A 25,459-nucleotide genomic window follows, 5' to 3' on the forward strand; every position below is an offset into this window, starting at 1 on the left:
GTTTGCTCTTTGATTTTCATTGAGTATAAATTAAGTATAGCACAGTTAGGGAGAATAAGCTGGAAAAGGAAATAGGTCTAGAAAGAAGATGGTTTGGATAAAAAATAAGCCTCGAGTTAGTTCGAGGCTTAAACTGTTTTAATTACCAGCATAATATTTTTGGATTCCCTTGACAATCCCTTCAACTAGTTTATCTTGGTAGTCACTGCTGCGGATTTTTTGGTTTTCTTCTGGATTATCCATATATCCCATCTCTAGCAAAACAGCTGGTTTAGCTGTTTCACGGAGAACAGCAAAGGTTGCTTGCAAGAGCCCAGCATCCCTAGCTCCAGTTTCAGCTAGCAGTGAAGTATGGATATCAGCTGCGAGACGATTACTTTCACTTATCCTTTCAGGATTGTTGTGCCATTCCTTGTTAATCTTGCTAGGGAAGCCAGGTTCATCTTTGTAAGAATAGGTCTGGATACCTAGGTTAACGGTTGTATCATTCCCTTTTGCATTGAAATGAAGGCTGATGAAAAAGTCAGCATTGGTCTTGTTGACCATACGAGAACGCTCGGTAATAAAATCAACGTCTATATCACTATCTCGAGAGGTGAGAACGGTATAGCCGAGTCCTTCTAGTCGTTTACGTAGCTTACGATAAACTTGTAGGTTCAATTCTTTTTCAGCTATGCCATAGTAATAAGCCCCGCGATCCTTACCACCGTGACCTGGATCAAGAAAGATAGTTTTAGAGTAATGTCCTTTTTGAAAACCTTGTGCTAATTCACGAACCCATTTTCCATTCCCTTGGAAGAGCTGATTTTTACCATCCACAGCATAGGTTCCTGTAACATACACACCATCGTCCTTAAGATAGTACCAAGCTTGATAGTCTGGGTCATAAATCCATTCCTTGTGGGCCATGTAGCCACCAGATTTGAGGTAGTAGGAACCAATCCATTGTTTTTGGGCATAACGTCCGCCAGATTTGAGGTAAAACCAACTAGAGTAGCTTTGGTCGTAGACCCATTCCTTATCTGCCATAGCACCACTGGATTTGAGGTAGTAATCGCCTTTCCAGACATTGGCCAACATTCTACCGTAGCCATCAAAAGCATACCACTTGCCATTGATTTGGCTCCATTGGTTGGATAAATATTTACCTGAACCATTGATATAGTACCAATTATTTCCCATTTGGTACCAGCTGTTTTCAAGCAAGTAGCCATGACTATCAAAGAAATAACCATCATAGAGGGTATCTGTAAATTTGACCCCAGTTTGACTATAAAAAGTCCACTTGTTCCCCTCTTTTACCCAGCCAGTTTGTATAGGTTGATTGGGTTTGGTTTCTGTGGAAAGAGAAGGTTTGCTTTCTTGCTCACTTGAACTAGCTGTGCTCGACGAAGTTTCTGTACTAGCTTGAGAATTGCTAGTAGAAGTATTTGTTGAGCTACTAGTTGAACTAGTCATAGGGGCAGTAGTAGAATGACTCGTATCATTAGCCAAAACGACTTGGTTTGTTAGTCCAAGAAAAGCTAAAGCTAAAAGTGTCAATCTTTTGTGTGATTTCATGTGAGATGCCTTTCTAGAGAGATGAAATTTCAGTAATTATCGTAAAAAAACTGTTTATATTACCATTATACACTAAAAAGGTTAGAAAATTACCAAAATATCAAACATTTTCTTATTGAAAAAGAGGAATGTATTTTCGTTTCGCTAACTTTTATCTTAGCCTATATCAAAAAAGATAGATGAAAATTAGATAATTATATTATTTTTTAGTGTGAATCTTATTTTATTCTCCTTCCCAACAAATTGAATAAGCTTTAGAATCCTCTTTTTCTAGTTTTCATATTCTTAAAAAAGTGATAAAATGGTAGGAAGAATTGGAGAGTAGAAATGCCGAAAGAAGTGAATTTAACAGGCGATGAAGTTGTCGCTTTAACACAGAAATATTTATCGGAAGAGGATGTGGCTTTTGTCCATAAGGCCTTGGTTTACGCCGTTGAATGCCATAGTGGTCAATATCGTAAATCAGGTGAACCTTATATCATTCACCCTATCCAAGTGGCAGGTATTTTAGCTAAGCTCAAGCTGGATGCTGTAACGGTTGCTTGTGGTTTCTTGCATGATGTGGTGGAGGATACTGATGCGACCTTGGACGATTTGGAAAGGGAGTTTGGTCCTGATGTGCGCGTGATTGTCGATGGAGTTACCAAGCTCGGTAAAGTTAAGTACAAGTCTCACGAGGAGCAATTAGCGGAAAATCATCGCAAGATGCTTATGGCCATGTCTGAGGACATCCGTGTTATCTTGGTCAAACTGTCTGACCGCTTGCACAATATGCGGACGCTTAAACATCTTCGAAAAGACAAGCAGGAGCGCATTTCCAAAGAAACTATGGAAATCTATGCACCTCTTGCTCACCGTCTGGGGATTTCTAGCGTCAAATGGGAATTAGAAGATCTATCTTTCCGTTATCTCAACCCAACGGAGTTTTACAAGATTACCCATATGATGAAGGAAAAACGCAGAGAGCGTGAAGCCTTGGTGGATGAGGTGGTCACAAAATTAGAGGAATATACGACAGATCGTCATCTAAATGGGAAGATTTACGGTCGTCCCAAGCATATTTACTCGATTTTTCGCAAAATGCAGGATAAGAGAAAGCGTTTTGAGGAAATCTATGACCTGATTGCTATTCGCTGTATTTTAGATACCCAAAGTGATGTTTATGCCATGCTTGGTTATGTGCATGAACTTTGGAAACCAATGCCAGGTCGTTTCAAAGACTATATCGCTAACCGCAAGGCCAATGGCTACCAGTCTATCCATACGACTGTTTATGGGCCAAAAGGACCGATTGAATTCCAGATTCGAACCAAGGCCATGCATGAGGTGGCTGAGTACGGGGTTGCGGCTCACTGGGCTTATAAGAAAGGCATTAAGGGGCAGGTTAACAGCAAGGAATCAGCTATTGGGATGAACTGGATTAAGGAGATGATGGAGCTCCAAGACCAGGCTGATGATGCTAAGGAATTTGTGGATTCTGTTAAGGAAAACTATCTGGCTGAGGAGATTTACGTCTTTACCCCAGATGGAGCTGTCCGTTCCCTTCCAAAAGATTCAGGACCGATTGACTTTGCCTATGAAATTCATACCAAGGTCGGTGAAAAAGCAACTGGTGCCAAGGTCAATGGCCGTATGGTTCCACTGACAACCAAGCTCAAAACAGGGGATCAGGTTGAAATTGTCACCAACCCTAACTCCTTTGGACCGAGCCGTGATTGGCTCAATATGGTCAAGACCAGCAAGGCGCGTAACAAGATTCGTCAGTTCTTTAAAAACCAAGATAAGGAATTGTCTGTCAATAAGGGTCGTGAAATGCTGATGGCCCAGTTCCAAGAAAATGGCTATGTGGCCAATAAATTCATGGACAAGCGTCATATGGACCAAGTCCTTCAAAAGACCAGCTACAAGACAGAAGAATCCCTCTTTGCGGCCATTGGTTTTGGAGAAATCGGTGCTATTACTGTCTTTAATCGTCTAACTGAGAAGGAACGTCGTGAGGAAGAACGTGCCAAGGCCAAGGCTGAAGCAGAGGAACTTGTCAAAGGTGGCGAGATCAAGGTTGAAAATAAAGAAACCCTCAAGGTCAAGCATGAGGGTGGTGTGGTCATTGAAGGTGCATCAGGCCTCCTAGTGCGGATTGCTAAGTGTTGTAATCCAGTGCCTGGTGACGATATTGTTGGCTATATTACCAAGGGGCGTGGTGTGGCTATTCACCGTGTGGACTGTATGAACCTGCGTGCCCAAGAAAACTATGAGCAACGTCTCCTTGATGTGGAATGGGAAGATCAGTACTCTAGCTCAAATAAGGAGTATATGGCTCATATCGATATTTATGGACTCAACCGTACAGGACTGTTGAACGATGTACTACAAGTTCTTTCAAACACAACTAAGAATATCTCAACAGTCAACGCTCAACCAACCAAGGATATGAAATTTGCTAATATCCATGTGTCCTTCGGCATTGCCAACCTCTCGACGCTGACTACGGTTGTGGACAAGATCAAGAGCGTGCCAGAGGTTTATTCTGTCAAACGGACCAACGGCTAATTGTCCTAGTTCTTACTAGAAAGGCTATTATGAAAATCATTATCCAACGAGTTAAAAAAGCCCAAGTGAGTATCGAAGGTCAGGTTCATGGGAAAATCAATCAGGGGCTTTTATTGCTGGTTGGTGTTGGACCAGAGGACCAAGAGGAAGATTTGGACTACGCTGTGAGAAAGCTTGTCAATATGCGGATTTTTTCAGATGCAGAAGGCAAGATGAACCTGTCTGTCAAAGATATTGAGGGAGAAATCCTCTCTATTTCTCAGTTTACTCTCTTTGCGGATACTAAGAAAGGCAATCGTCCAGCCTTTACAGGGGCAGCCAAGCCTGATATGGCATCAGACTTCTATGACGCTTTCAACCAAAAATTAGCGCAAGAAGTGCCCGTTCAGACAGGCATCTTTGGAGCGGATATGCAGGTTGAACTGGTCAATGACGGTCCAGTTACCATTATCCTTGATACGAAAAATAGATAAGAAAAACCAAGCCCAGTCGGCTTGGTTTTTCTTATCTATTACAAAATACTCCAAAATGAAATCTGTTCCTGATAGGCCTTGGGGAAATCTCTTTTCAGGCTTTGGCAGATGCGATAGGAAGGGATGAGGTGTCCTAGGATGAGGAGAGTTCCCTGAAGGCAAAGTGGGATACCCCTTAAAAACAGCAAGGAGAGAATTATCAGGCTATCCCATAGGAGGATTTGTAAGGTAAAACGCCAGAATCTTGGTCTAATCTGGGAATAGAGGTGACTAAAGTGGTCACAAAGTTGGTTAGAAAGATAGGTCAATAGCACAGGATGAAAGAAAATGAGCCAACCACTATAAATCAACATCCAATCCCAAGTAAGCCCATCTTTAAATATCAAAAAAGTCAGCATGATTGCATCAATGACAAGGAGTTGAATGGTTTTGATGGAGATGATTTTTTTCATGATAAAACCTCTTTCTCCTTATAGGCACTCCCATAAAGTGATGTGTTTGTCGTAAAAATCTGGATAGTGTTCTCTTAGGTAGTCAGCCGTCATATAATAAAAAGTAGAATGGCAAGCAGTGATGATTGGCATAAGAGAGTAAAAACGCTGAGAACTAACGAAGGCTAAAAGGACAAAAAATAGAAAATCAATGGAGAGAACCCCTAAATAGTAGAAGCGAATCTTTTTATTGATTTGAGGATAAATCTCAGCGAATTGATGTTTGAGTCGGACAACCAAGCGAAATAACAGGAGTCCTTGAGTAAGGAGGAAAATAAAACCAGATAGCAAGAGCCACTCCAAAGATGTCTCGGGTCTTTTGTTAAAAAATGCGAATAGTAGCAAATCGATGACTGCAATTGCTGTAAAATGGATTCTAAAGAGTTTTTTCATAAGATGACCTCCCTCTTTTATCTAACTTCATTCTACTCCAAAAGAATGGGAGTTACAAGTAAAATGATAAAAATAGCAGAAGGGAGATTCTCTTAAGTCGACTTGTTTTTTTATTTAAGTTTTCTTCTATTATCTTACTTCTTCATCATTCCAGACAAATAAAGCTCCGATTGCATTGAGGATATAAAAGATGTATTTTCCGATATTGGCAAAATTTCCTTGAATACCAGCCTTTGTCAGCTGAACGAAATTGTAAATCAACCAAAAGCCCCACTGAGTTGTTAGTTTCAATGCGTTAAAAGCATTGGCAATGAGGGACAGTGCAAAGGCAATAGTTGTTACGTAGGCAAGGAGATTCATCTTTCCTCCATAGCCGATATAGTTGGTCACAAAGGCAAAGAGGAAGGCGATGATGGAAATGATGATGGCCGCCAATTTTAGCTGTTTTTGGCTCATTTGGTTGGGTCTGCCTTCTTGCGAAGCTTCCCATTTCTTAATAGCAAAGGTATAAATGAGGAAGGTGACGGGATAGGTAATGATGGCCGCCTTATTTCCAAGGATATAATCAATAGCACCGGACAAAATGGTATTAACAATACCAAAGTAATTTCCCCATTTGCTTAATTTCCCCGTGAAACGAGTGGATAACATGGAAATCCCAACGTTGGTTACGGAAATCAATCCAAAGGGTACAAGAGCTGTCCATGGTCCCCAGTTTACAAATTTATCGAGGCGTGAGTTGAGGTAACCAGATGCAATCGCAATCCCAACGACCAAAGCAACCCCGAAGAGGTCAAACCATTTAGATGTAGCAAAAATTTTTAGTGATTTTTTCATAGGTTAAACTATCTTTCTTTTTTTTACAAATATTCTACAATTAAATGAAAGCAAAATCAAATGATAGAAATAAAACCCTGAAAATAAAACTTTCAGGGTTGGTAGTGGTACTTGAGAAGTTAGTCGATTTTTTCGACATAGAGTTGTTTGGCAATGTCCATACTTACTTGTAAATCCTCGTCTTTACTAAGGATAGTGAAGGTATTGCTGAAGCCATCAAACTGCTTGACTTGGAGCGAATCACCGATGTGAAGTGAGTGCTTGTCCAGATAATGGAGAATGTCAAAACTATCGTGCACCCGAGTTAGGCGATAGGCGCCAGCCTCCTTGATGTCAGCTAGTGGTAGGTTATTGATTTCAACCAGAAGTTCTCCTTTTGCAGGAATGGTACCTCCGTGGGGGCAGGTCTTGGGGAATCCGAGCAGTTTATCCAGTCTTTCCACGAATAGGTCAGAGACAGTATGTTCCAAAACCTCAGCTTCCTCGTGAATCTGGTCACTCGTATAGTCTAAATGATGAACTAGAAAAACTTCAATCAAGCGGTGCTTACGATAGAGCTCAGAGACCAGTTTGAGCCCGAGGTCTGTCAGTAGATAGCCACATTCCTTGTCCTTAAGGATGAGATTTTCACTCTTCATCCGTTTAATCATTTCAGTTACGGCAGGGGGAGAGACTTGCATACGGGCTGCAATTTCCTTGTTGGTAATTTTATGCAGGTCTATGCCGATTTCATAAATACATTTTAGGTAATCTTCTTTATTCGGGGTCATTCGCTTCCTCTTGTCTAATATCTTTATCTAGTATATCAAAAAAAGCTAGATTTCTCTAGCTGTGACTTTTTATGTTATACTTATTGCAAGAGAAAAAACGAGGAGACGAATATGACAAAAATAGCTCTTCTTTCAGATATTCATGGAAATACCACTGCCTTGGAGGCTGTTTTGGCAGATGCTCGGCAGCTAGGAGTGGATGAATACTGGCTTTTGGGAGATATTCTTATGCCAGGGACAGGACGTAGAAGGATTTTGGACTTGTTGGCTCAACTACCGATTAGGGCTAGAGTTCTGGGGAACTGGGAAGACAGTCTGTGGCATGGTGTCCGCAAGGAATTGGATAATACTCGTCCCAGTCAACGCTATCTTTTGCGCCAGTGTCAGTATGTTTTAGAAGAAATTTCCCTAGAAGAAATTGAACTGCTCCACAATCAACCTCTCCAGCTTCATCGTCAGTTTGGGGATTTGACGGTGGGAATTAGCCACCATCTTCCTGATAAGAACTGGGGGCGAGAGTTGATTCATACTGGATCACAAGAGGACTTTGACCGCTTGGTGACCAATCCCCCTTGTGATATTGCTGTTTATGGTCATATTCACCAGCAGTTGCTTCGTTACGGGACTGGTGGGCAATTGATTGTCAATCCGGGTTCGATTGGGCAACCTTTCTTTTTGGATGCCCAGTTGCGGAAGGACTTGCGGGCCCAGTATATGATTTTAGAGTTTGATGACAAGGGTTTGGTAGATATGGACTTCCGACGGGTAGACTACGATGTGGCAGCTGAATTGCAGCTGGCTAAAGACCTCAAACTTCCCTATTTTGAGGTTTACTATGAAAGTCTGGTCAATGGTATCCACCATACTCATCATCAGGAATTTCTGAGAGAATTAGCCCAGAAAGAGGGCTATGATAGGGAATTAGATGCTTGGTTGAAAAGTGGTAACGATTGACATTACAACTAAAAAGGGTATAATAATAGAAAAAGAAGAGTAGAGGCAGGGTAGCCTCGTAAAAAGGAGAAGAGGATGCAAATTCCAAGTAGATTTACCATTGCGACTCATATGCTGATAATTATTGCCCTCGAGGGGAAGGAAAGCAAGGTGACCAGTGATTTTCTGGCTGCTAGTGTCGGGGTCAATCCAGTCATTATCAGAAAGACCTTGTCCCAGTTGAAGAAGGCAGAGCTGATTTCAGTCGCGCGCGGAACGGGCGGAACAGAGATTGTTAAGGATCTCAAAGACATTAGTCTTTTAGATGTTTATCAAGCGGTCGAATGTCTTGGTAAGACAGGCCAACTCTTCAGTTTTCATGACAATCCAAATCCAAATTGCCCAGTTGGAGCTCATATTCATGATGTTTTGGATCAAAAATTGGAGAGAATCCAGCTGGCTATGGAGGCTGAGCTTGGTCAGACCAGTCTAGAACAGGTCGTAGCCGATGCAGAGAGTCAAATGAAGGAGTGAGAGGGGTAGATGCCCTCTTTTTCTCTATGTAAAATTGTGATAAAATAGAATCATTAAAGGAGGAAGAAATGTATCTTGTTATAGGAATTGTATTAGCCTTTATAGTGTCATTTTGGAAAGATAATAGAAGTTTGTGGAATCCAGTATTATTCTTATTATCCCTCATTTCCAGTTATTTTTATCTAGGCTACCTTTTTTATCAAAATGGGTATGAGAAGATTCATTTCGCTTTTTTTATATTTCCCTTTATTTTACTTCCGATACTGCTTTTTCTAAGTGGCATCTTTTTAATCTATAATGGCCTTATCTTGCTGAAGCGAGAGGGACGTTCAAAGGCTAATTATCTCTCAATGCTCCTTGGAATAGTCATTTTGTTATTTTTTGCCTTGATGTCATTTCGATTGGGTGATAGAAATGAATTATTTTACACCAATCACTTTCTAAACATTTTATTTGCATTTATTGCTTATTCTTACTTTATTTTTGGTTTTGCTTTTGTGGGTTTTATGTTGTACTCTATCTTGTATCTCTTTATTCCTAAGAAGAAGCATTATGATTTTATCATCATTCATGGTGCAGGTTTGTTAGACGGAGAAAAGGTAACACCTTTGCTAAAGAGGAGAATTGATAAGGCAGTAGAAGCTTACCACAATTCTAAGAATCCTCATATCAAAATCATTGCTAGTGGTGGTCAAGGAGGAGATGAGAAGATTTCTGAAGCGCAGGCTATTACAAACTATCTGCTTGAAGAGACCGATGTTCCCCAAGATGGGATTATCCTGGAGGACCAATCAAGGACTACCTACGAGAACCTTCTCTTTTCTAAGGAACTTGGTGAGAAGCTGGTAGCCAAACCTCAATTCCTCTTTGTAACAAATGACTATCATGTCTTTCGTACTAGTACCTATGCTCGTAAGCTAAATATGAAGGGAGATGGACTCGGATGTAGGACGGCAGGTTACTACATACCATCTGCTTTTATTCGGGAGTACGTGGCCCTCTGTGTCAAAATGAAATGGCTTTTTGTGGCCTTTTATCTCCCTTTTTTAGTAGGTACTTTAATATCCTACAAGGGAATTATTTGGTAGTCAGATTCTATTTAAAAAGACTTAGAATGCACATGAGAGTATGTATTCTAGGTCTTTTGTTTTATATATATTTGATTTTTGAAAGGTATTATCTATTTTTCCAGGCTTGGTAACGGGTATCAATCAATAATTGAGTAAGGCGTCCCATAGTTTCCCTTTCTGCTGGAGTGAGGGATTGCGCTTGGACAAAGAGATGATGAATGTGTTCAATGGCCTTGAAGGAAGACAGGTCATTGATGGAGCTAATCCCAGCATCTAGAATGGTGCCAAAGAAAAGGTCGAAGTAGAGCTGGAGTTCCTCGTCAGGGACTGTGGCCACCCATTCTTTGAAGGTTGTGTCTACTTGTTGACTATCGCTGTTGGTCTTATCCAGTTGGACGAAGTGCTTGTCCTCAATCTGCCAACTAAAGGTATCGTGCTGGGCGATGCCACCTAAGGCAGTACTGTGAACGATGATTTGGTGGGCAGGAATTTCCAGCATCCTACCGATGATGGAACCTTGTGGAATGAAGACCTTGGTTCTATCCATTATCCTTTGATAGTCTTCGGTCTGTGTCAATTCTGTGTGGAGACCAGGTGCATCAAAAGTATAAACTGCAGTGATCTGCTCTTGCAAGTTTTGCTCAATTTGACTAGCAGCATAGATGGCTAAATTTCCTCCCTTGGAATGGCCAGCTAGAATGACCTTTTTCTTCGGATGGTGGGCAAAAAAGTTCTTTAAATAGAGGAGGGCGTGCTTTTGAGCAGGAATTTCCTTCATATAGGTCAGGTGGAAATCTTCCTTCCAGCCAATGATACTATCATCAGTCCCACGAAAGACAATCAGATAAGTATCGAGAATGAGGCGGTAGGTCATAGCCGCAAATTGCTTTTGCAGCTCAGGGTCGATATCGTTGATAAAATGGGAGAGTTTGCAATTTTTGAAGCGCTTGTGTTGAGCTAATTCATCTAATAATTGGAGACGATTTTTACTGGTAAGCATGTTAGGCTCCCTCGGAATCTGAGGTGCCAGGTCTAAAAGTCGGTGAGGAGTTGAGGAGACTAGATTATCAAAGGGGAGGTAGGTGGTTTCTGTTAAGGCTAGAATGTCTAATTCATTTAAAGGAAGGTCATAAAAGGAATCGTGTGCGACATCTTTCAGATAATCAAAAATATTGGCCATAAGTGCTCCTTTCTTTTCTTTATCTTATCAAATTTTCCTCAAATTAGCTAGTAGGATTGCCCGTCTCTGCTGGTTAAAAATAAGCTATGTCAAATTTAGTTTCAGGCCTTCTAGCATGGAAAAATCTGTTATAATAATAGAAAAGGAGGAGCGCATGCACAAGATTTTACTAGTGGAAGATGATTTGGTCATTCGTCAACAGGTCGGGAAAATGCTCTCTGAATGGGGATTTGAAGTGGTCTTGGTAGAAGACTTTATGGAAGTTTTGAGCCTTTTTGTCCAGTCGGAGCCTCATCTGGTTCTCATGGATATTGGCTTGCCCTTGTTTAACGGCTATCATTGGTGTCAGGAGATTCGCAAGATTTCTAAGGTGCCGATTATGTTTCTGTCTTCCAGAGACCAGGCTATGGATATTGTTATGGCGATTAATATGGGGGCGGATGACTTTGTGACCAAACCTTTTGACCAGCAGGTTCTTTTAGCTAAGGTTCAGGGCTTGTTGCGCCGTTCCTATGAGTTTGGGCGTGACGAGAGTTTACTGGAATATGCCGGTGTGATCCTCAATACCAAATCCATGGATTTACATTATCAAGGGCAAGTGTTGAATTTGACCAAGAACGAATTCCAGATTTTACGCGTTTTGTTTGAGCATGCAGGCAATATCGTAGCGCGTGATGACCTGATGCGGGAACTTTGGAACAGTGACTTTTTCATTGATGACAATACCCTCTCTGTCAATGTGGCTCGTTTGCGTAAAAAATTGGAAGAGCAGGGCTTGGTAGGATTTATCGAGACCAAGAAAGGGATAGGGTACGGACTGAAGCATGCTTGATTGGAAACAATTTTTTCTAGCCTATCTGCGCTCTCGTAGTCGTCTGTTTGTCTATCTGCTTGCTTTAGCATTTCTAGTTTTGCTCTTTCAGTTTTTATTTGCCAGTTTAGGAATTTACTTTCTCTACTTTTTCCTCTTGTGTTGCTTTGTAACCATCTTATTTTTCGCTTGGGACATATTGGTGGAAATGCAGGGCTATCGTCAGGAAATTCTCTATGGGGAGAGGGAAGCCAAATCTCCATTGGAAAGAGCTTTAGCAGAAAAATTAGAAGCGCGTGAGATGGAACTCTACCAGCAGAGGTCAGACGCAGAAAGAAAACTGACGGATTTGCTGGATTACTATACCTTGTGGGTTCATCAGATAAAGACCCCCATTGCAGCTAGTCAACTCTTAGTTGCAGAAGTGGTCGACCGCCAACTGAAGCAGCAATTAGAACAGGAAATTTTCAAGATCGACTCTTATACCAATCTAGTTTTACAGTACCTGCGTTTAGAAAGTTTCCATGATGATTTGGTCTTAAAGCAGGTTCAAATTGAGGACTTGGTCAAGGAAATAATTCGTAAATATGCTCTTTTCTTTATTCAAAAAGGCCTAAATGTCAATCTACATGACCTTGATAAAGAAATCGTGACGGATAAAAAGTGGTTACTAGTGGTTATTGAGCAAATTATTTCAAACAGTCTCAAGTACACCAAGGAAGGTGGTCTGGAGATTTATATGGAAGGCCAGGAACTCTGTATCAAGGATACAGGAATCGGGATAAAAAACAGTGATGTCCTCCGAGTCTTTGAACGTGGCTTTTCAGGATATAATGGCCGCCTAACTCAGCAGTCATCTGGCCTTGGCCTTTACCTATCTAAGAAAATTTCTGAAGAACTGGGTCACCAGATTTGCATTGAGTCTGAGGTTGGAAAAGGAACGATAGTGCGGATTCAGTTTGCTCAAGTGAACTTAGTCCTTGAGTGAGAAGAGACAATGAGTTTTTACCCAATCTCTTTTTGCTATATTTCAGGATATTTGAAGACTGTTTTTTACAAAACCAATAATAGAGTTTTTAATACGGAATATAGTATAAATACTGGTTCAAAGTGAAGTTTTGTATGCTTTATACTTTTGTTGAGTATAAAATCTATAAACTAAGGGTGAATTACAAAAATTAATTTGAGATGAAGTGAATTGTAGACTTGGGAAATGTCTCCTATTCGATTTCAGAATGAATCGTTGATACAGGATTAAAAGAACTGCAGCTTTCTTTTTATTTTGAATGAGATAGGTGTATATAGATTTGTGTAACTGGTGTAGAACCGTTTCCAAAGAATTATTGAATGTATCGAATACACACATTCTATTGATTTTGAACCAGTTTTTAATTTCTAAATGTTGTAATAGTTTTATCAAGTAAAAGGAGACTGCCATGATTGGAGACAATATAAAATTCTTACGAAAATCACATAATCTGATATAACCAGAATTTTCACGGATTGTGGGTGTGTCACGAAATAGCCTAAATCGTTAGAAAAACTGAAAAAGATTACTTTCAATAGAAGTATTGGAAATATTCATTTTACATCTATCAAAGAAACATGGGATAGACCTATATTTTACAAAATAGCAAATTATATTTTGAATGATAGTAAAAACTGCAGTACTTGTGTGATTTACAATTATTGCACTCAATGTCCGAGTATCGCACTATCTGAAATAGGGAATAGTAGAGATTGTTCTGCGATATGTAAAAAAACGCATTAGCAAGGAGTATCGTATATGCTACCATATCTTAAAACTATTAGATGGTATCTCTTCTTTAATTTTCTTTTTGGTGTAGTATCGAATATCTGCACAGCTTTGTTACCGTATTTCACGCAGGCATTAATCAAAGGGGATTATCAAGTAGCTCTATATGGTTACTCTATGTCAGTGGCTGGCTATTTGAGTTGTAACTATATCCAAATGATACTTGATTGGAAGCAGGGGATTATCTTTTCGACTACTTTGAAAAATGAGTGGTTTCGTTCACTTCTGGGACTCAGTCACCACGATTTCAAGCAGAAAACAGTAGCAGAGTATATTTCCTATCAATCTAATGACCTAGATTCGTTGGAAAAGGATTACCTTCCTCCATTGATGAGTTTTATCAAACAAATTTTACGTATCATCATTTACGCTTTCATTATTAGCAGAACAATTAATCCTATTGTATCATTGATTTTAATCTTTTCCACTGGAATTAGTATTCAAATTCCTAAAATCGTTGGGAAGTTGACCGCTAATCGCAGACAGGTTTACTTGAAAAAACAAGGAGATTACTATCGAACTTTGGAGGATTTGCTCATGGGACATCATTTGGTAAATAAACTAACTATGTCGCATTTTTTGAATCAACAAAAGAGTTCTCTAAAGAATTTGCAGGATAAGTATTTTAAGTATGGTTTGACAAAAATTACTGGCATCTTATTGACAGGTGTTTCTTTTGAATTCATTAGTCTTGTTCTGTTTATTTATTTAGCCTACTCTCTATCTCACCAGCAACTCGGTATTCCTGAGGTGGTGGCGAGTTTCGGATATATTAATGCTTTTTCTGAACCAATACAGGAAATCCTTTATGATTTACAAATGTTAGAGTCCGTAAAGCCTGTAATCAAGAGTTTTCAAAACATTGTTGGGAGACCCGTTTCAGTTCAAGCACCTCAACATTCTTTTGATACGATTACTTTGAAAAACATTTCCAAACAAATGGGAGAATCAAAATTGATAATTACTTCCGCTACGATTCAAAAAGGGGATAAAATTGCGCTTATTGGTAAGAATGGGTCTGGAAAAAGTAGTCTTCTCAACATTTTAAATGGAACAGATGAAGATTTTGAAGGACAAATTGTGCTAGATGGGCTTGTTTTGGACCATCTTTGGGGAAGATTCGGTATGATTCTGCAACAAGAACATACATTTATTTCAAGTTATGAAAATAATGTAACGCTATTCAATAGTTTCAATGAAAAATTCAGAGAAGAAGATTTTGAAAAAATTCCACCACAATCCCTGTCAGGTGGTCAGCAACAACGAATGTATTTAAATCGTGAGAAAAATCGTAAAAATCCATTGCTTATCCTAGACGAACCTTTCTCTGCCTTGGATACTAATCAGTTTAAAATGGAATTGGAAAGAGTTCTGGAACTACCAAGTGCCGTCATTGTTACTTTACATCGCCAAAACGAATTATTAAGTAAGTTTGACCAAGTTTGGGAAATTAAGAATGGAGAACTTGTAATTTTGAAATAGCTAAATTATAAAGAATAAAACGCATAGTATCAAGGTTCTTCTGATACCGTTTTTCCCTCTTCGGATAAGGAAACAAAAATTTCTTGCTTCCTCTATCTGTTCAATTGATAGATTTCGTCAGAGAAAGACTGTAAAATTTTTGATATAATGTTAAGGATGGACTGGCGGATACTTAGAGGATAATTTTCAAAAGTATAACAGGTGAGAAGAAAAATATGTAAGACTGGACAGAAGTCTCTCTACCATCATCCATGCAGAAACAAAATTATATGAAATAAAAGGAGTAACCAATGACTGGAAACTATTCAACACGTGAATACCGTGAGAAATTATATGATGATCTTCATGTTCGATTAAGAGATACAGTGATTTTGATGTGTGCGATTTTTATTGCCTCTATCGGCCTAAATATGAATTCAACAGCTGTCATTATTGGAGCCATGCTGATTTCCCCTCTTATGACACCGATTGTTGGACTGGGGTTTGGTTTAGCTATTTTTGATACGCGTTTAATCAAGCAATCTCTAGAGGTTTTATTTACCCAAGTATTGGTCAGCTTGCTTGTCTCGGCTCTGTATTTCTGGATTTCTCCCCTATCTTATGAAAGTAGCGAATTGATTGCACGAACCTCTCCAACCATTTGGGATGTTCTCATTGCTATTGCTGGTGGGATAGCAGGTTTCATTGGTTCAAGGAAAAAAGAAGCAAACAATATCGTGCCAGGAGTAGCCATTGCAACAGCTCTGATGCCACCTATCTGTACTGCAGGATATGGTTTAGCTAATGGAAATGTACGATTTTTATTTGGAGCTCTTTATCTTTTCTTGATCAACTGTGTCTTTATCATGCTAATCAACATTGTTGGAACAAGAATTATGATGAGAAAATCTCCCTTAAGTTCATTTAAAGAGCTAAACATTAAAATGAGAATTGGGTTGATATCCTTGATTGTATTATTGATTCTTCCGGCTAGTTATTCAGCAGTCACTCTGACGATAGATCAAGCGCGAAAAGAAGGAATCAAGCAGTTTGTAGGAAAAGAGTTCGCCAATCACACGGTCATTAATCAAGTCTACAAATCAAGAAACAATGAGTTGGTCTTGACGGTTGTTGGAGATCCGATTTCAGAAGAAGAATTAGAAACGCTCCACCAAAAACAAGCCTCTTACGGTATTCAATCTGTTCAATTGAAAGTCAATCAAGTTCATAATTCGACAAAATTAGACAGTGATTCGACCAAGGAATTTTATGAAACCATTAACAAGTATATCGATCAAAAACTCTCTGAAAAGGATTCACAAAAAGATCTCGTAAAAGAAAATGAAGCAGACAAGGATTGAGGATATTGACCATATCTAACTCATGAAAGCAAATCTTGTGTGGTGGTTTGATCAATCACTACTAGCTCAGGTTAAATAAAATATAAAAAGCAACAGCTGAAATAGTTGTTGCTTTTTAGGTAGCTAGGATTTTATCCCAGGTTTTATCTCTTATTTCTCAACGCGTGATTTGTTGGCGATATCAGCAAGGATAGCTTGAACAAAGTCATCAACTGAGACAGTTTGTGTTTCTTTTTGGCCATAGCGACGAACGTTAACAGTTCCGTCTTCCATTTCCTTGTCCCCAACAATCAATTGGTAAGGAATCTTGCTTGTTTGTGAAGCACGGATCTTGAACTGCATTTTTTCATTGCGCTCATCTACGTCTGCACGGACACCGCGGTCACGGAGTTTTTTAGCTACTTCCCATGCGTAGTCCACGTGTTTTTCGTTGGATACTGGGATGAGAGTTACTTGGTGTGGTGCAAGCCATGTTGGGAAGGCACCCTTGTAGTTTTCAATCAAGATAGCTGTGAAGCGTTCCATGGTTGAAATAACACCACGGTGAATCATAACTGGACGGTGTTCTTCACCATCAGCTCCAATGTATTTGAGGTCGAAGCGTTCTGGAAGCAAGAAGTCAAGCTGGATAGTAGAAAGGGTTTCTTCTTTTCCGAGAGCTGTCTTAACTTGGATATCCAATTTTGGTCCGTAGAAGGCTGCTTCACCTTCAGCTTCAAAGTAGTCAACGCCCATTTCATCAAGGGCTGCACGAAGCATGGTTTGGGCATTTTCCCACATCTCATCGTTGTCAAAGTACTTGTGAGTATCTTGAGGGTCACGAAGAGAGAGACGGAAGCGGTATTCAGTCAAGTTGAAGTCTTCATAAACATCGATAATCAACTGAAGGGCACGTTGGAATTCTTCTTGGATTTGTTCTGGAGTAACAAAGAGGTGACCGTCGTTGAGTGACATCTCACGCACACGTTGAAGACCTGTGAGGGCACCAGATTTCTCGTAGCGGTGCATCATACCGATTTCAGCGATACGGATTGGCAATTCGCGGTAAGAGTGAACATGGTGCTTGAAGACTTGGATGTGGTGTGGGCAGTTCATTGGACGAAGGACAAATTCTTCCCCGTCCCCCATGTCCATGGTTGGGAACATGTCTTCTTGGTAATGATCCCAGTGACCAGAAGTCTTGTAAAGCTCTACAGAAGCAAGTGGTGGAGTGTAAACGTGTTGGTAGCCAGAAGCCAACTCTTTGTCGACGATGTAGCGTTCCAATTCACGACGGATAGTCGCACCGTTTGGCAACCAGAATGGAAGTCCTTGACCAACTTCTTGTGAAATCATGAAGAGGTCAAGCTCTTTACCAAGTTTACGGTGGTCACGTTCTTTAGCTTCTTCACGCATTTGAAGGTAGTTCTTCAAGTCTTTCTTGTCAAACCAAGCTGTACCGTATATCCGTTGCATCATGGCATTGTCGCTATTTCCACGCCAGTAAGCACCTGCTACATGAAGAAGGTGGAAGATTTGGATACGGCCTGTTGATGGGACGTGAGGTCCACGGCAAAGGTCCACGTATTCCCCCTGACGGTAGATAGTCAAACCGCCTTCGTCCTCAGAGTGTTCTTCGATCAATTCCAACTTGTAAGGGTCGTTTTTGAAGATTTCACGTGCTTCGTCTTTAGTGACTTCCTCACGAATAGATGGGAAGTTTTCTTTGACGATTTTTTGCATTTCTTCTTCGATACGAGGAAGGTCTTCGTTGGAGATTTGACCAGCTGTGTTATCAGTATCGTAGTAGAAACCATCTTCGATAGCTGGACCAACACCCAAGTGAATATCTGGGAAAAGGCGACGAGCTGCTTGGGCGAACAAGTGGGCAGCTGAGTGACGCAAGATTGGAAGGGCATCTTCGTGATCTGGTGTCACGATTTCGATGCTTCCATCTTCAGTGATCGCACGAGTCGTGTCGATGAGTTTGCCGTTGAATTTACCAGCCAAGGCTTTTTTAGCTAGGGAATTGCTGATAGATTGGGCAATTTCAAAAGTTGTAACGCCGGATTCGAATTCACGAACAGCGCCATCTGGGAAAGTAATGTTAATCATGATGTTCTCCTTACTTATATTATTGACGAATGTGTTAACCCTATTCTGAAAACAGGGACAGAGGACTGTGAAAGCTAGAAAAACAAAAAGCGACATCCTCGAAAGGACGTCGCAACGTGGTTCCACCTTCATTTATGTTCCTCAAAAAAGAGGGACACCTCTGATTGGCTCTAACGTGGCCACCGTTTTATGTTTTCATAAAAAACTCAAGAGTAGTATCAGTTTAGGCTTCCTATGCGTTTCCAGCAACCACGCACTCTCTAGTAGAAAGGGACTAAGTGACTTGTCTCTATGGATTATTATAGCATGATTGTGAGATTTTTCAAGGATTTTGTGAAAGTTTTTTGTTTTTCATTTTTTGTAGAATATACTTGATACCAATACCGGAAGCCATGCCCACCAGAGCAAAGATTTCATAGGCTAAAAAGTAAAACCAGATAAATTCACCAAAGGTTATGATAGTAAAGCAAAAGAGCAGTCCGTTACCAATTAACCACCAAAGTGAGAAACGGAAACGGTAGCTATAGAGTAGCGATATAATCAAGATTACCAGAGGTGTAAAGAAGAGAAGATTGTTTATATAGAGTCCCTTGAGTGTAAGGGGGTCAGAAACAACTAGCAAGAACAACTCATAAAGTGGCCAATAAAAGAAGGATATGACCAGATAGTAGGGGAGATGGAAATAGAATCTACGCATGATAATCACCTCGTTTTAAAAAAACAGATAACTTAAATCTCTTGCTATGATTATTATAGCATGTTTAAAACAAGAAAGTAAATCTGTTGACAAAGAAGTTAGTTATTGGTAGAATAGGGATTGTCGTAAAGACAAATAACTTCTTCTTGGTTACAGGCATGCCAACCTGTCACTCGGATGAAGCCAAATAAAAAGGAGAAACATCATGGCAATCTCAAAAGAGAAAAAAAATGAAATCATCGCACAATATGCACGTCACGAAGGTGATACAGGTTCAGTAGAGGTTCAAGTTGCTGTCCTTACTTGGGAAATCAACCACCTTAACGAACACATCAAACAACACAAAAAAGACCACGCTACTTACCGTGGATTGATGAAAAAAATCGGTCGCCGTCGTAACTTGCTTGCATACTTGCGTAAAAACGACGTTAACCGTTACCGTGAGTTGATCAACTCTCTAGGACTTCGTCGCTAATCTGCTTTATTTTCCACTTACATTGCGTTGTCACCTTACCTCGATATACTCAAGTATTATCTTCGGTTACGGTTCCTAGCACTGTAAGGTAAAATAAACCAGAATGATCTCCCTTCGGGGAGATTTTTTTGTTTCACTGAAAGTTTCGTACATTCTTCTTCTCGCCGTCTAGTCTATAAACGGTTTATCCAGCAAGAATCATGATGCTAAGGGCGTAAGAAATCCGTATGAAAATAGGGAAATGACACAGTGTTCGATGAACACAAGGAGTTTCATCTTTTTCACTAGGATTTTAGCCCGGGCTCAAATCAGCTCTCGGACTTCAGAGGGCTCTTTTATTGAGGTTTTATCGGTCACAATTTTGGAGACTACAAAAACCTCAAATGGTATCAGCTAATTACACCATAAGGGTGCGTAGCTACTCGGCTTGAAAAGCCGAGTAGCTGTCTGCAAGCCCCTTCGGAGAGCCCACACTTTACGAAGTAAAGTATAGTATGTTATACTTTACATGGAAGTAGTCACCGAATTCCAGTTAGAAATTACTTTGTAACTACGTTTTGAGGAGGAGTAAAATGCTTTCCTATGTTCGACATTACCCACTAGCGATAGCTAAATTAATGTGTCTGTGCTCTCCTAAAATCTGCTGATTTATTACTGACCAATACAGGAGGTTTTTTATGGGACAGACAATCATATCTGCTATTGGTGTTTATGTTTCCACCAGTATCGATTATTTAATTATTTTATTTATTTTATTTGCACAGCTATCACAGAATAAACAAAAATGGCATATTTATGCGGGGCAATATCTAGGCACAGGCTTACTTGTAGGGGCGAGTTTAGTTGCTGCTTATGTCGTTAATTTCGTGCCTGAAGAATGGATGGTTGGATTGCTTGGTTTAATCCCTATCTATTTAGGGATTCGCTTTGCAATTGTTGGAGAAGGTGAGGAAGAAGAGGAAGAAGAGGAAGAAATTATTGAAAGATTAGAACAAAGCAAGGCAAATCAACTGTTTTGGACAGTTACATTGCTGACAATTGCGTCTGGCGGAGATAATTTAGGTATCTATATACCTTATTTTGCTTCGTTAGATTGGTCACAGACCCTCGTGGCGTTGCTTGTGTTTGTAATCGGCATAATTATCTTATGCGAGCTTAGTCGGGTGTTATCCTCTATTCCGTTAATATTCGAGACAATTGAAAAATACGAGCGAATCATTGTGCCCTTAGTATTCATTCTACTTGGACTATACATCATGTATGAAAATGGCACGATAGAGACTTTTCTGATCGTGTAGATTTTTTTGTTTCACTAGGATTTTAGCCCGAGCTCAAATTGGCTCTCTGATTTTCAGAGGGCTTTTTATGTTGTCACCTTACCTCGACATACTCAAGTTTAATCTTCGGTTACGGTTCCTAGCACAATAAAACCAACTATATTCATTTGTTCTCATCTTGTTACGCAGTTGAAAATATGGTATACTTTTCATGAGAATTTTCTAAATTTTTAAGATTCTATCAAAGGAGGTTTTCATGCTTTCCAAATTTTCTGGAAGCCGACAGAATCTGCAGTTTGTTTTACTTTTAGGTATTTTGCTAGGTGTTTTAGGAATTTCCCTCTTTTTAGCTGTTTCTATGGGGTCTGTTGCAATTGATCTAGGAGATACCTATCGGATTATTTTGAGCAGATTGGGGATTCCTCTTGAGATAGGAGAGGTTTCCAAGTCTACTCTTGCCATTGTATGGAACATGAGGTTCCCCCGAGTATTGTTAGGCCTGATAGTAGGGGCTGGTCTTTCCATGTGTGGTAGCGTGATGCAGTCCACGGTAAACAACCCTATCGCTGAGCCCTATGTCTTAGGCATCTCTGCGGGTGCAACTCTAGGAGCAACCTTGAGCATCATTCTCGGTTTAAAAGTGATGATTAGCCTTGGAGCTTTTCTTGGAGCTATTTTGGCAACAGTCGCTGTCCTCATCATTGCCTCTATGCAGGGAAGGATGACGACTTCCAGTCTGATTTTATCAGGAACGGTGGTCAATGCTCTCTTTCTGGCTTTTTCCAACTTTATTATCTCAGTTGGCGCTAATGCGGACAGTGTGATGACCATTAAGTTTTGGACCATGGGCTCGCTTGCCGGGACTACCTGGTCTGACTTAGTCCTGCCAACTATAGTAGTAGGAATGGCCTTTCTATTTTTCTCTACTCAGTATCGTGTTTTTAATGCGATGATGATGGGAGATGAGGCTGCTTTAACTTTGGGGATACCCTTACGCTTCTATTGGTATCTTTATGTGACCATGGTGGCTGTGCTGACAGCAGTCTTAGTAGCAACCTGTGGGATTATTGGATTTGTTGGTCTCATTACTCCTCACTTAGCTCGAGGCTTAGTAGGAACGAATTACAGGAGACTTTTTCCCGTTGCGACCTTACTGGGTGCCCTCTTTGTCGTCTGGGCAGATGTACTTTCTCGTGTCATCATTCCAAATGCCGAGCTGCCGATTGGTATTTTCACAGCCTTGGTAGGTGCTCCCTTCTTCATCTACATTGTAGGAGGTAGGCGAAAGGAGGTGAGGGCCTGATATGGACTTGATTTGTCAGGATGTCCACTTTGGACTAGGAGAGAAAAAAATCCTCAAAGGAGTTTCTCTTAAGGTTGAGGGGCATCAATTTCACACGATACTAGGGCCAAATGGAAGTGGGAAAACCAGTCTGCTTAAACTCCTCTATCGTCAGGAAAGGGCGGACAAAGGCTTGATAAGCTTAGATGGAAAGCCACTGGAGCATTGGTCACTCAAAGAAACAGCCAAGCAAATGGCAGTTGTCACCCAGTTTAATCAATTGCAGTTTGATTGTACAGTTGAGGAAATCGTCTTGCTGGGCAGAACTCCCCACCTCTCTTTTCTACAGAAGGAAAAGGAAAGGGATTATGCCCTCGTTCAAGATGCTCTCGTCAAGGTGGATATGCTTGAGAAGAAAACTCGTCTCTATTCGTCTCTGTCAGGGGGGGAGAAACAGCGAGTCTTATTAGCACGCGCCTTAGCGCAAGAACCGACTCTCTTGCTTCTGGACGAGCCAACCAATCACCTGGATATCAAGTATCAGTTAGACTTGTTGGCTATTGTGAAGAATCTTAAGGTCAATGTTCTAGCTGTCCTGCATGATATTCAACTTGCTTGTCGCTATTCGGATTATCTCTATCTGATGAAAGAGGGAGAAATCCTTTACCAAGGGACTCCAAAGGAGACCATCACCCCTGAGTCATTGCAAACTGTATACGGAGTTCAAAGTCAGGTTACTTGGACCGAGGATCAGCAAGCCATGATTCACTATTTATAAGAAAGAAAAGGAAAATAAGATGAAAAAAACACTAAGCATTTTACTCGTAACAGTAGCTACCTTAACCATGGCAGCTTGTGGTAACACTACTACAGAAAAAGCTACCACACAGTCTAGCACAGAAACAAGTCAAAAGGCCAGTGCAGAGACGACTTATCCGTTAACGGTCAAGACCTATGACGCTAAGGGAAATGAAGTCGAACAAGTCTTTGACAAGGCACCTGAAAAAGTTATCACCAACAATCTTTCAACCACTGAAATCTTATTGGAGTTAGGCTTGAAGGATAAAATTGCTGGCATGCTCAACCCTGACAATGCTGTGACGGACAAATACAAGGACGCGATTGCGACGATTCCTCAAATTGGGGACAAAAAAACAGTCTCACAAGAAACAGTCCTTTCTTATGAACCAGATGCGGTGATGGGTCGAAACATGATGTTTTCTGAAAAATCCTTGGGAACAGTTAGCACTTGGAATGAAAACAAAATCCCAGTCTATACACAAAAAGCTTCTCTCTCAACGATTCAGCAAGATTTGGGAAATATCGTAGAAGATGTCAAAAATCTTGGAATGATTTTCAATGTTCAGGACAAGGCCAATGAATACGCAGCCCAATTACAAGCTAAAATTGACGCTGTTAAGAAAGCAAACCCAGCAAGCCAAGGTGAAAAGAAAAAGGCTTTGATTATGGTTGCTTATAACGACGAAACCTTCGGCGCTTACAAGTCTGCTTTGCAAGAGAGCCTTCTAAATCAACTTGGTTATACCAACGTCGCAACGGGAACATCAGGCTTAACCTTGGAAAATCTCGTGTCAATGGATCCTGAATTGATTATCTATGTAACCAGCGACCGCAACAAAAAATTGGATGCCAACGCAGTAGAGTTGATGAAGGCAAATGAAGTTTTGGAAAACGTTCCTGCAATTAAGAATCAAAAAATCATGACCATTTCTTACGATGAGTTGATGGACTATGGTCCAGCAGTGATTGATTCCCTTGAGAAAATCAATGACTTTATCAATAAATAATGAGTTTGATTGGGAAGGGATTCAAGTTAAGATCAGCCTTCCTTCGACCTATGATCCCAACCAAACCTATCCAGCTATTCTCTTGAATGATGGAAACTTGAATTTTCTATCTTCCCTTTCAGAATCTGTAATTTTAGTGGGCTTGACCTCTAAAAATCGCCTAGACGATTACACTCCATGGAAGGCAGCTGCTCTGAGAGATGGGGCTCCAGATTTTGGCGGTCAGGCAAATACCTATCATAGTCATTTATTTGGAGGTCTTTTAGACAAGTTGCAGTCACTTTATCGTCTGGACAAAAATCGCCTTGCTTATGGAGGATACTCACTAGGTGGTTTGGTGGCAGTATACAGTCTTTTCAGCTTTGACAAGGTCCCCTGTGTCTTCTCTATCTGTGGTTCCTTTTGGTATCCTGATTTTACGACTTATTGCAGGGAAGAAAAGGTGAAAAATTTGGACTGTTTACTGTATTTACAGAATGGTCAAACAGAAGGAGCCCATCATACCAATCGCTTGGCTCAGGCACCAGTCTATGCCGAGCAGATTCATACCAGTCTTCAGCAATGCTATCCAACTGGTCAGTTTGTCTTTGATCCCTATGGGCATCATGAGCAAGTGGCTGAACGATTCCTAGCCTTTTCCAATTGGTTGGCCCAAAAATGGAAAATTTCATAAAAGAAATATCCCTTGGTAAAAGCCAAGGGATAATTGTATTTTTTAACCAAGTTTCTCTCTCTTCTTATCTGGATTCCAGATAAAGCTTGCGATGAAGGTAAAGATAATTGTTAGGATACCAACAATCACAGCAAGGATGAGGGCTGGGATGCGGACAAACCACCAGAGTGGGTTTGGTTTTTTATCATTGTGCCATTGCTTGGTTTCTTCGTCCAGACGTTGGAATTCTGCTTGGATACGGTCTGCAACCATTTCAATCCCTTCATCATTCATTTTCTTGATGTCTGAGATATCGATAGGATTTCCAAAGTTCATATCCACACGTTCACGGCTAACCAAACCTTTCAAGGTCATGGGACCTGTGTAGGTAACCGGCATGATACTGACTTTGGCCATCTTGGCAATCAGGGCTACGCCACCCTTGACATCGTTTGAGTGACGGCTCCCACTTGGAAACATGATGAGAGAGCGGTCGCTTTTTTTGAGGACGTTGATAGGGTACTTGATGGCAGAGGCATTAGGTTTTTCTCGGTCGATAGGAAAGGCGCCACACATACGGATCCACCAGCCAAAGATACGGTTGGTAAAGAGCTCTTTTTTGGCCATAAAGATAAATTGTTTTGGTTTGGTCGCAAAGGCCATATAAACTGGATCCCACCAGGTGCGGTGAGGTGCAACCAAAATATAATTTTCATCTTGATTAGGAATTTTATCAGTATTATGATAATGGGCATTGCCATTGATGGACCATAGGAGCAAGACAACCAATCCACGTAAATAAGTATAAAACATGCGATCTCCTTCGATTATTTTCTTGTTATTATTATACCTTATCAAAGGAGGGCTGGCAAACTTTTCCCTTGACTAGGTGCATATTTGGGGTGAGATTAGAATTCTTTTAGAAAAAATGATA

The 25,459-nt window shown here is 40.4% G+C and carries 24 protein-coding genes and 1 pseudogene; 15 read left to right on the forward strand and 10 right to left on the reverse strand.

What is annotated here, in order from left to right; genetic code table 11:
• Positions 1–138: 138 nt before the first annotated feature.
• Positions 139–1,560, reverse strand: coding sequence for an N-acetylmuramoyl-L-alanine amidase (locus tag HMPREF2764_RS02300; protein ID WP_070526893.1), 1,422 nt, complete (start codon positions 1,558–1,560; stop codon positions 139–141).
• Between the two features lie 327 nt (positions 1,561–1,887).
• Between HMPREF2764_RS02300 and HMPREF2764_RS02305 the strand changes: the two genes are divergently transcribed.
• Positions 1,888–4,110 (forward strand): RelA/SpoT family protein, encoded by a 2,223-nt coding sequence (locus HMPREF2764_RS02305; protein ID WP_033686835.1) that lies wholly within the window; start codon positions 1,888–1,890, stop codon positions 4,108–4,110.
• A gap of 29 nt (positions 4,111–4,139) precedes the next feature.
• On the forward strand, positions 4,140–4,583 hold the full coding sequence (gene dtd / locus HMPREF2764_RS02310) for a D-aminoacyl-tRNA deacylase (RefSeq protein WP_033686834.1): 444 nt from the start codon (positions 4,140–4,142) through the stop codon (positions 4,581–4,583).
• 38 nt (positions 4,584–4,621) lie between these two features.
• Here the strand turns inward: dtd and HMPREF2764_RS09530 are convergent, their stop codons facing one another.
• The 4 genes from HMPREF2764_RS09530 to HMPREF2764_RS02330 all read right to left on the reverse strand — a co-directional run bounded on the left by HMPREF2764_RS09530 (position 4,622) and on the right by HMPREF2764_RS02330 (position 7,074).
• The gene (locus HMPREF2764_RS09530) at positions 4,622–5,035 is read right to left on the reverse strand and encodes a hypothetical protein (protein ID WP_083306578.1); all 414 of its coding nucleotides are present in this window, start codon (positions 5,033–5,035) and stop codon (positions 4,622–4,624) included.
• A gap of 18 nt (positions 5,036–5,053) precedes the next feature.
• Positions 5,054–5,467 carry a hypothetical protein gene (locus tag HMPREF2764_RS02320; protein ID WP_070526896.1) on the reverse strand — a complete coding sequence of 138 codons (414 nt, stop codon included), beginning with the start codon at positions 5,465–5,467 and terminating at the stop codon, positions 5,054–5,056.
• A gap of 129 nt (positions 5,468–5,596) precedes the next feature.
• The gene (locus HMPREF2764_RS02325) at positions 5,597–6,304 is read right to left on the reverse strand and encodes a nicotinamide mononucleotide transporter (protein ID WP_186821154.1); all 708 of its coding nucleotides are present in this window, start codon (positions 6,302–6,304) and stop codon (positions 5,597–5,599) included.
• Positions 6,305–6,423: 119 nt separating this feature from the next.
• The gene (locus tag HMPREF2764_RS02330) at positions 6,424–7,074 is read right to left on the reverse strand and encodes a metal-dependent transcriptional regulator (protein ID WP_070526899.1); all 651 of its coding nucleotides are present in this window, start codon (positions 7,072–7,074) and stop codon (positions 6,424–6,426) included.
• Between the two features lie 111 nt (positions 7,075–7,185).
• Here HMPREF2764_RS02330 and HMPREF2764_RS02335 point away from each other — a divergent pair, with 111 nt between their 5' ends.
• From HMPREF2764_RS02335 to HMPREF2764_RS02345, 3 genes are all read left to right on the forward strand, one after another.
• A complete protein-coding gene (locus HMPREF2764_RS02335; RefSeq protein WP_070526902.1) occupies positions 7,186–8,028 on the forward strand; it encodes a metallophosphoesterase family protein in 843 nt (280 codons plus the stop codon).
• A gap of 75 nt (positions 8,029–8,103) precedes the next feature.
• The gene (locus HMPREF2764_RS02340; RefSeq protein WP_001166788.1) at positions 8,104–8,541 is read left to right on the forward strand and encodes an Rrf2 family transcriptional regulator; all 438 of its coding nucleotides are present in this window, start codon (positions 8,104–8,106) and stop codon (positions 8,539–8,541) included.
• Positions 8,542–8,609: 68 nt separating this feature from the next.
• Complete coding sequence (locus tag HMPREF2764_RS02345) at positions 8,610–9,629, forward strand: YdcF family protein (protein ID WP_070526906.1); 1,020 nt, start codon at positions 8,610–8,612, stop codon at positions 9,627–9,629.
• Positions 9,630–9,717: 88 nt separating this feature from the next.
• Here HMPREF2764_RS02345 and HMPREF2764_RS02350 read toward each other — a convergent pair whose 3' ends face one another.
• Positions 9,718–10,791 carry a DUF2974 domain-containing protein gene (locus HMPREF2764_RS02350; RefSeq protein WP_070526909.1) on the reverse strand — a complete coding sequence of 358 codons (1,074 nt, stop codon included), beginning with the start codon at positions 10,789–10,791 and terminating at the stop codon, positions 9,718–9,720.
• A 154-nt stretch (positions 10,792–10,945) separates the two neighbouring features.
• Here HMPREF2764_RS02350 and HMPREF2764_RS02355 point away from each other — a divergent pair, with 154 nt between their 5' ends.
• The 4 genes from HMPREF2764_RS02355 to HMPREF2764_RS02370 all read left to right on the forward strand — a co-directional run bounded on the left by HMPREF2764_RS02355 (position 10,946) and on the right by HMPREF2764_RS02370 (position 16,240).
• Positions 10,946–11,623, forward strand: a complete 678-nt coding sequence (locus HMPREF2764_RS02355) for a response regulator transcription factor (RefSeq protein ID WP_050074198.1) — start codon at positions 10,946–10,948, stop codon at positions 11,621–11,623.
• On the forward strand, positions 11,616–12,590 hold the full coding sequence (locus HMPREF2764_RS02360) for a sensor histidine kinase (RefSeq protein ID WP_070526912.1): 975 nt from the start codon (positions 11,616–11,618) through the stop codon (positions 12,588–12,590). The genes HMPREF2764_RS02355 and HMPREF2764_RS02360 overlap by 8 nt, the downstream gene beginning before the upstream one ends.
• Before the next feature lie 798 nt (positions 12,591–13,388).
• A complete protein-coding gene (locus tag HMPREF2764_RS02365; protein WP_000938204.1) occupies positions 13,389–14,900 on the forward strand; it encodes an ATP-binding cassette domain-containing protein in 1,512 nt (503 codons plus the stop codon).
• A gap of 290 nt (positions 14,901–15,190) precedes the next feature.
• Positions 15,191–16,240, forward strand: a complete 1,050-nt coding sequence (locus HMPREF2764_RS02370; RefSeq protein ID WP_070526915.1) for a DUF389 domain-containing protein — start codon at positions 15,191–15,193, stop codon at positions 16,238–16,240.
• Between the two features lie 150 nt (positions 16,241–16,390).
• On the opposite strand, the gene thrS is transcribed toward HMPREF2764_RS02370, so the two are convergent.
• From thrS to HMPREF2764_RS10120, 3 genes and pseudogenes are all read right to left on the reverse strand, one after another.
• Positions 16,391–18,334 carry a threonine--tRNA ligase gene (gene thrS / locus HMPREF2764_RS02375; RefSeq protein WP_000608345.1) on the reverse strand — a complete coding sequence of 648 codons (1,944 nt, stop codon included), beginning with the start codon at positions 18,332–18,334 and terminating at the stop codon, positions 16,391–16,393.
• A 40-nt stretch (positions 18,335–18,374) separates the two neighbouring features.
• A pseudogene (locus tag HMPREF2764_RS10355) lies at positions 18,375–18,583 on the reverse strand (hypothetical protein).
• Positions 18,584–18,656: 73 nt separating this feature from the next.
• Positions 18,657–19,031: a hypothetical protein gene (locus HMPREF2764_RS10120; RefSeq protein ID WP_001252466.1), complete on the reverse strand. Its 375-nt coding sequence runs from the start codon at positions 19,029–19,031 to the stop codon at positions 18,657–18,659.
• Between the two features lie 205 nt (positions 19,032–19,236).
• On the opposite strand from HMPREF2764_RS10120, the gene rpsO reads away from it, so the two are divergent.
• From rpsO to HMPREF2764_RS02410, 6 genes are all read left to right on the forward strand, one after another.
• Complete coding sequence (rpsO, locus tag HMPREF2764_RS02385) at positions 19,237–19,506, forward strand: 30S ribosomal protein S15 (protein ID WP_001018251.1); 270 nt, start codon at positions 19,237–19,239, stop codon at positions 19,504–19,506.
• 677 nt (positions 19,507–20,183) lie between these two features.
• Positions 20,184–20,804 (forward strand): CadD family cadmium resistance transporter, encoded by a 621-nt coding sequence (locus tag HMPREF2764_RS02390; RefSeq protein WP_070526918.1) that lies wholly within the window; start codon positions 20,184–20,186, stop codon positions 20,802–20,804.
• Between the two features lie 235 nt (positions 20,805–21,039).
• A complete protein-coding gene (locus tag HMPREF2764_RS02395; protein ID WP_070526921.1) occupies positions 21,040–22,086 on the forward strand; it encodes a FecCD family ABC transporter permease in 1,047 nt (348 codons plus the stop codon).
• A 1-nt stretch (position 22,087) separates the two neighbouring features.
• A complete protein-coding gene (locus tag HMPREF2764_RS02400) occupies positions 22,088–22,843 on the forward strand; it encodes an ABC transporter ATP-binding protein (protein ID WP_000364126.1) in 756 nt (251 codons plus the stop codon).
• Between the two features lie 19 nt (positions 22,844–22,862).
• Positions 22,863–23,873, forward strand: coding sequence for an ABC transporter substrate-binding protein (locus HMPREF2764_RS02405; RefSeq protein ID WP_070526923.1), 1,011 nt, complete (start codon positions 22,863–22,865; stop codon positions 23,871–23,873).
• Positions 23,854–24,546 (forward strand): alpha/beta hydrolase-fold protein, encoded by a 693-nt coding sequence (locus tag HMPREF2764_RS02410; protein ID WP_070526926.1) that lies wholly within the window; start codon positions 23,854–23,856, stop codon positions 24,544–24,546. The genes HMPREF2764_RS02405 and HMPREF2764_RS02410 overlap by 20 nt, the downstream gene beginning before the upstream one ends.
• Positions 24,547–24,588: 42 nt before the next feature.
• On the opposite strand, the gene HMPREF2764_RS02415 is transcribed toward HMPREF2764_RS02410, so the two are convergent.
• Positions 24,589–25,338 carry a lysophospholipid acyltransferase family protein gene (locus tag HMPREF2764_RS02415; RefSeq protein WP_070526930.1) on the reverse strand — a complete coding sequence of 250 codons (750 nt, stop codon included), beginning with the start codon at positions 25,336–25,338 and terminating at the stop codon, positions 24,589–24,591.
• Positions 25,339–25,459: the final 121 nt, after the last annotated feature.

It is taken from the genome of Streptococcus sp. HMSC073F11 (genome assembly GCF_001810785.1).
Classification (GTDB): Bacteria; Bacillota; Bacilli; order Lactobacillales; family Streptococcaceae; genus Streptococcus.

Bases quoted from the DNA above. Each gene is read 5' to 3' on its own strand.
- HMPREF2764_RS02300 (WP_070526893.1), bottom strand. From the start codon at position 1,560: ATGAAATCACACAAAAGATTGACACTTTTAGCTTTAGCTTTTCTTGGA.
- HMPREF2764_RS02305 (WP_033686835.1), top strand. From the start codon at position 1,888: ATGCCGAAAGAAGTGAATTTAACAGGCGATGAAGTTGTCGCTTTAACA.
- dtd (WP_033686834.1), top strand. From the start codon at position 4,140: ATGAAAATCATTATCCAACGAGTTAAAAAAGCCCAAGTGAGTATCGAA.
- HMPREF2764_RS09530 (WP_083306578.1), bottom strand. From the start codon at position 5,035: ATGAAAAAAATCATCTCCATCAAAACCATTCAACTCCTTGTCATTGAT.
- HMPREF2764_RS02320 (WP_070526896.1), bottom strand. From the start codon at position 5,467: ATGAAAAAACTCTTTAGAATCCATTTTACAGCAATTGCAGTCATCGAT.
- HMPREF2764_RS02325 (WP_186821154.1), bottom strand. From the start codon at position 6,304: ATGAAAAAATCACTAAAAATTTTTGCTACATCTAAATGGTTTGACCTC.
- HMPREF2764_RS02330 (WP_070526899.1), bottom strand. From the start codon at position 7,074: ATGACCCCGAATAAAGAAGATTACCTAAAATGTATTTATGAAATCGGC.
- HMPREF2764_RS02335 (WP_070526902.1), top strand. From the start codon at position 7,186: ATGACAAAAATAGCTCTTCTTTCAGATATTCATGGAAATACCACTGCC.
- HMPREF2764_RS02340 (WP_001166788.1), top strand. From the start codon at position 8,104: ATGCAAATTCCAAGTAGATTTACCATTGCGACTCATATGCTGATAATT.
- HMPREF2764_RS02345 (WP_070526906.1), top strand. From the start codon at position 8,610: ATGTATCTTGTTATAGGAATTGTATTAGCCTTTATAGTGTCATTTTGG.
- HMPREF2764_RS02350 (WP_070526909.1), bottom strand. From the start codon at position 10,791: ATGGCCAATATTTTTGATTATCTGAAAGATGTCGCACACGATTCCTTT.
- HMPREF2764_RS02355 (WP_050074198.1), top strand. From the start codon at position 10,946: ATGCACAAGATTTTACTAGTGGAAGATGATTTGGTCATTCGTCAACAG.
- HMPREF2764_RS02360 (WP_070526912.1), top strand. From the start codon at position 11,616: ATGCTTGATTGGAAACAATTTTTTCTAGCCTATCTGCGCTCTCGTAGT.
- HMPREF2764_RS02365 (WP_000938204.1), top strand. From the start codon at position 13,389: ATGCTACCATATCTTAAAACTATTAGATGGTATCTCTTCTTTAATTTT.
- HMPREF2764_RS02370 (WP_070526915.1), top strand. From the start codon at position 15,191: ATGACTGGAAACTATTCAACACGTGAATACCGTGAGAAATTATATGAT.
- thrS (WP_000608345.1), bottom strand. From the start codon at position 18,334: ATGATTAACATTACTTTCCCAGATGGCGCTGTTCGTGAATTCGAATCC.
- HMPREF2764_RS10120 (WP_001252466.1), bottom strand. From the start codon at position 19,031: ATGCGTAGATTCTATTTCCATCTCCCCTACTATCTGGTCATATCCTTC.
- rpsO (WP_001018251.1), top strand. From the start codon at position 19,237: ATGGCAATCTCAAAAGAGAAAAAAAATGAAATCATCGCACAATATGCA.
- HMPREF2764_RS02390 (WP_070526918.1), top strand. From the start codon at position 20,184: ATGGGACAGACAATCATATCTGCTATTGGTGTTTATGTTTCCACCAGT.
- HMPREF2764_RS02395 (WP_070526921.1), top strand. From the start codon at position 21,040: ATGCTTTCCAAATTTTCTGGAAGCCGACAGAATCTGCAGTTTGTTTTA.
- HMPREF2764_RS02400 (WP_000364126.1), top strand. From the start codon at position 22,088: ATGGACTTGATTTGTCAGGATGTCCACTTTGGACTAGGAGAGAAAAAA.
- HMPREF2764_RS02405 (WP_070526923.1), top strand. From the start codon at position 22,863: ATGAAAAAAACACTAAGCATTTTACTCGTAACAGTAGCTACCTTAACC.
- HMPREF2764_RS02410 (WP_070526926.1), top strand. From the start codon at position 23,854: ATGACTTTATCAATAAATAATGAGTTTGATTGGGAAGGGATTCAAGTT.
- HMPREF2764_RS02415 (WP_070526930.1), bottom strand. From the start codon at position 25,338: ATGTTTTATACTTATTTACGTGGATTGGTTGTCTTGCTCCTATGGTCC.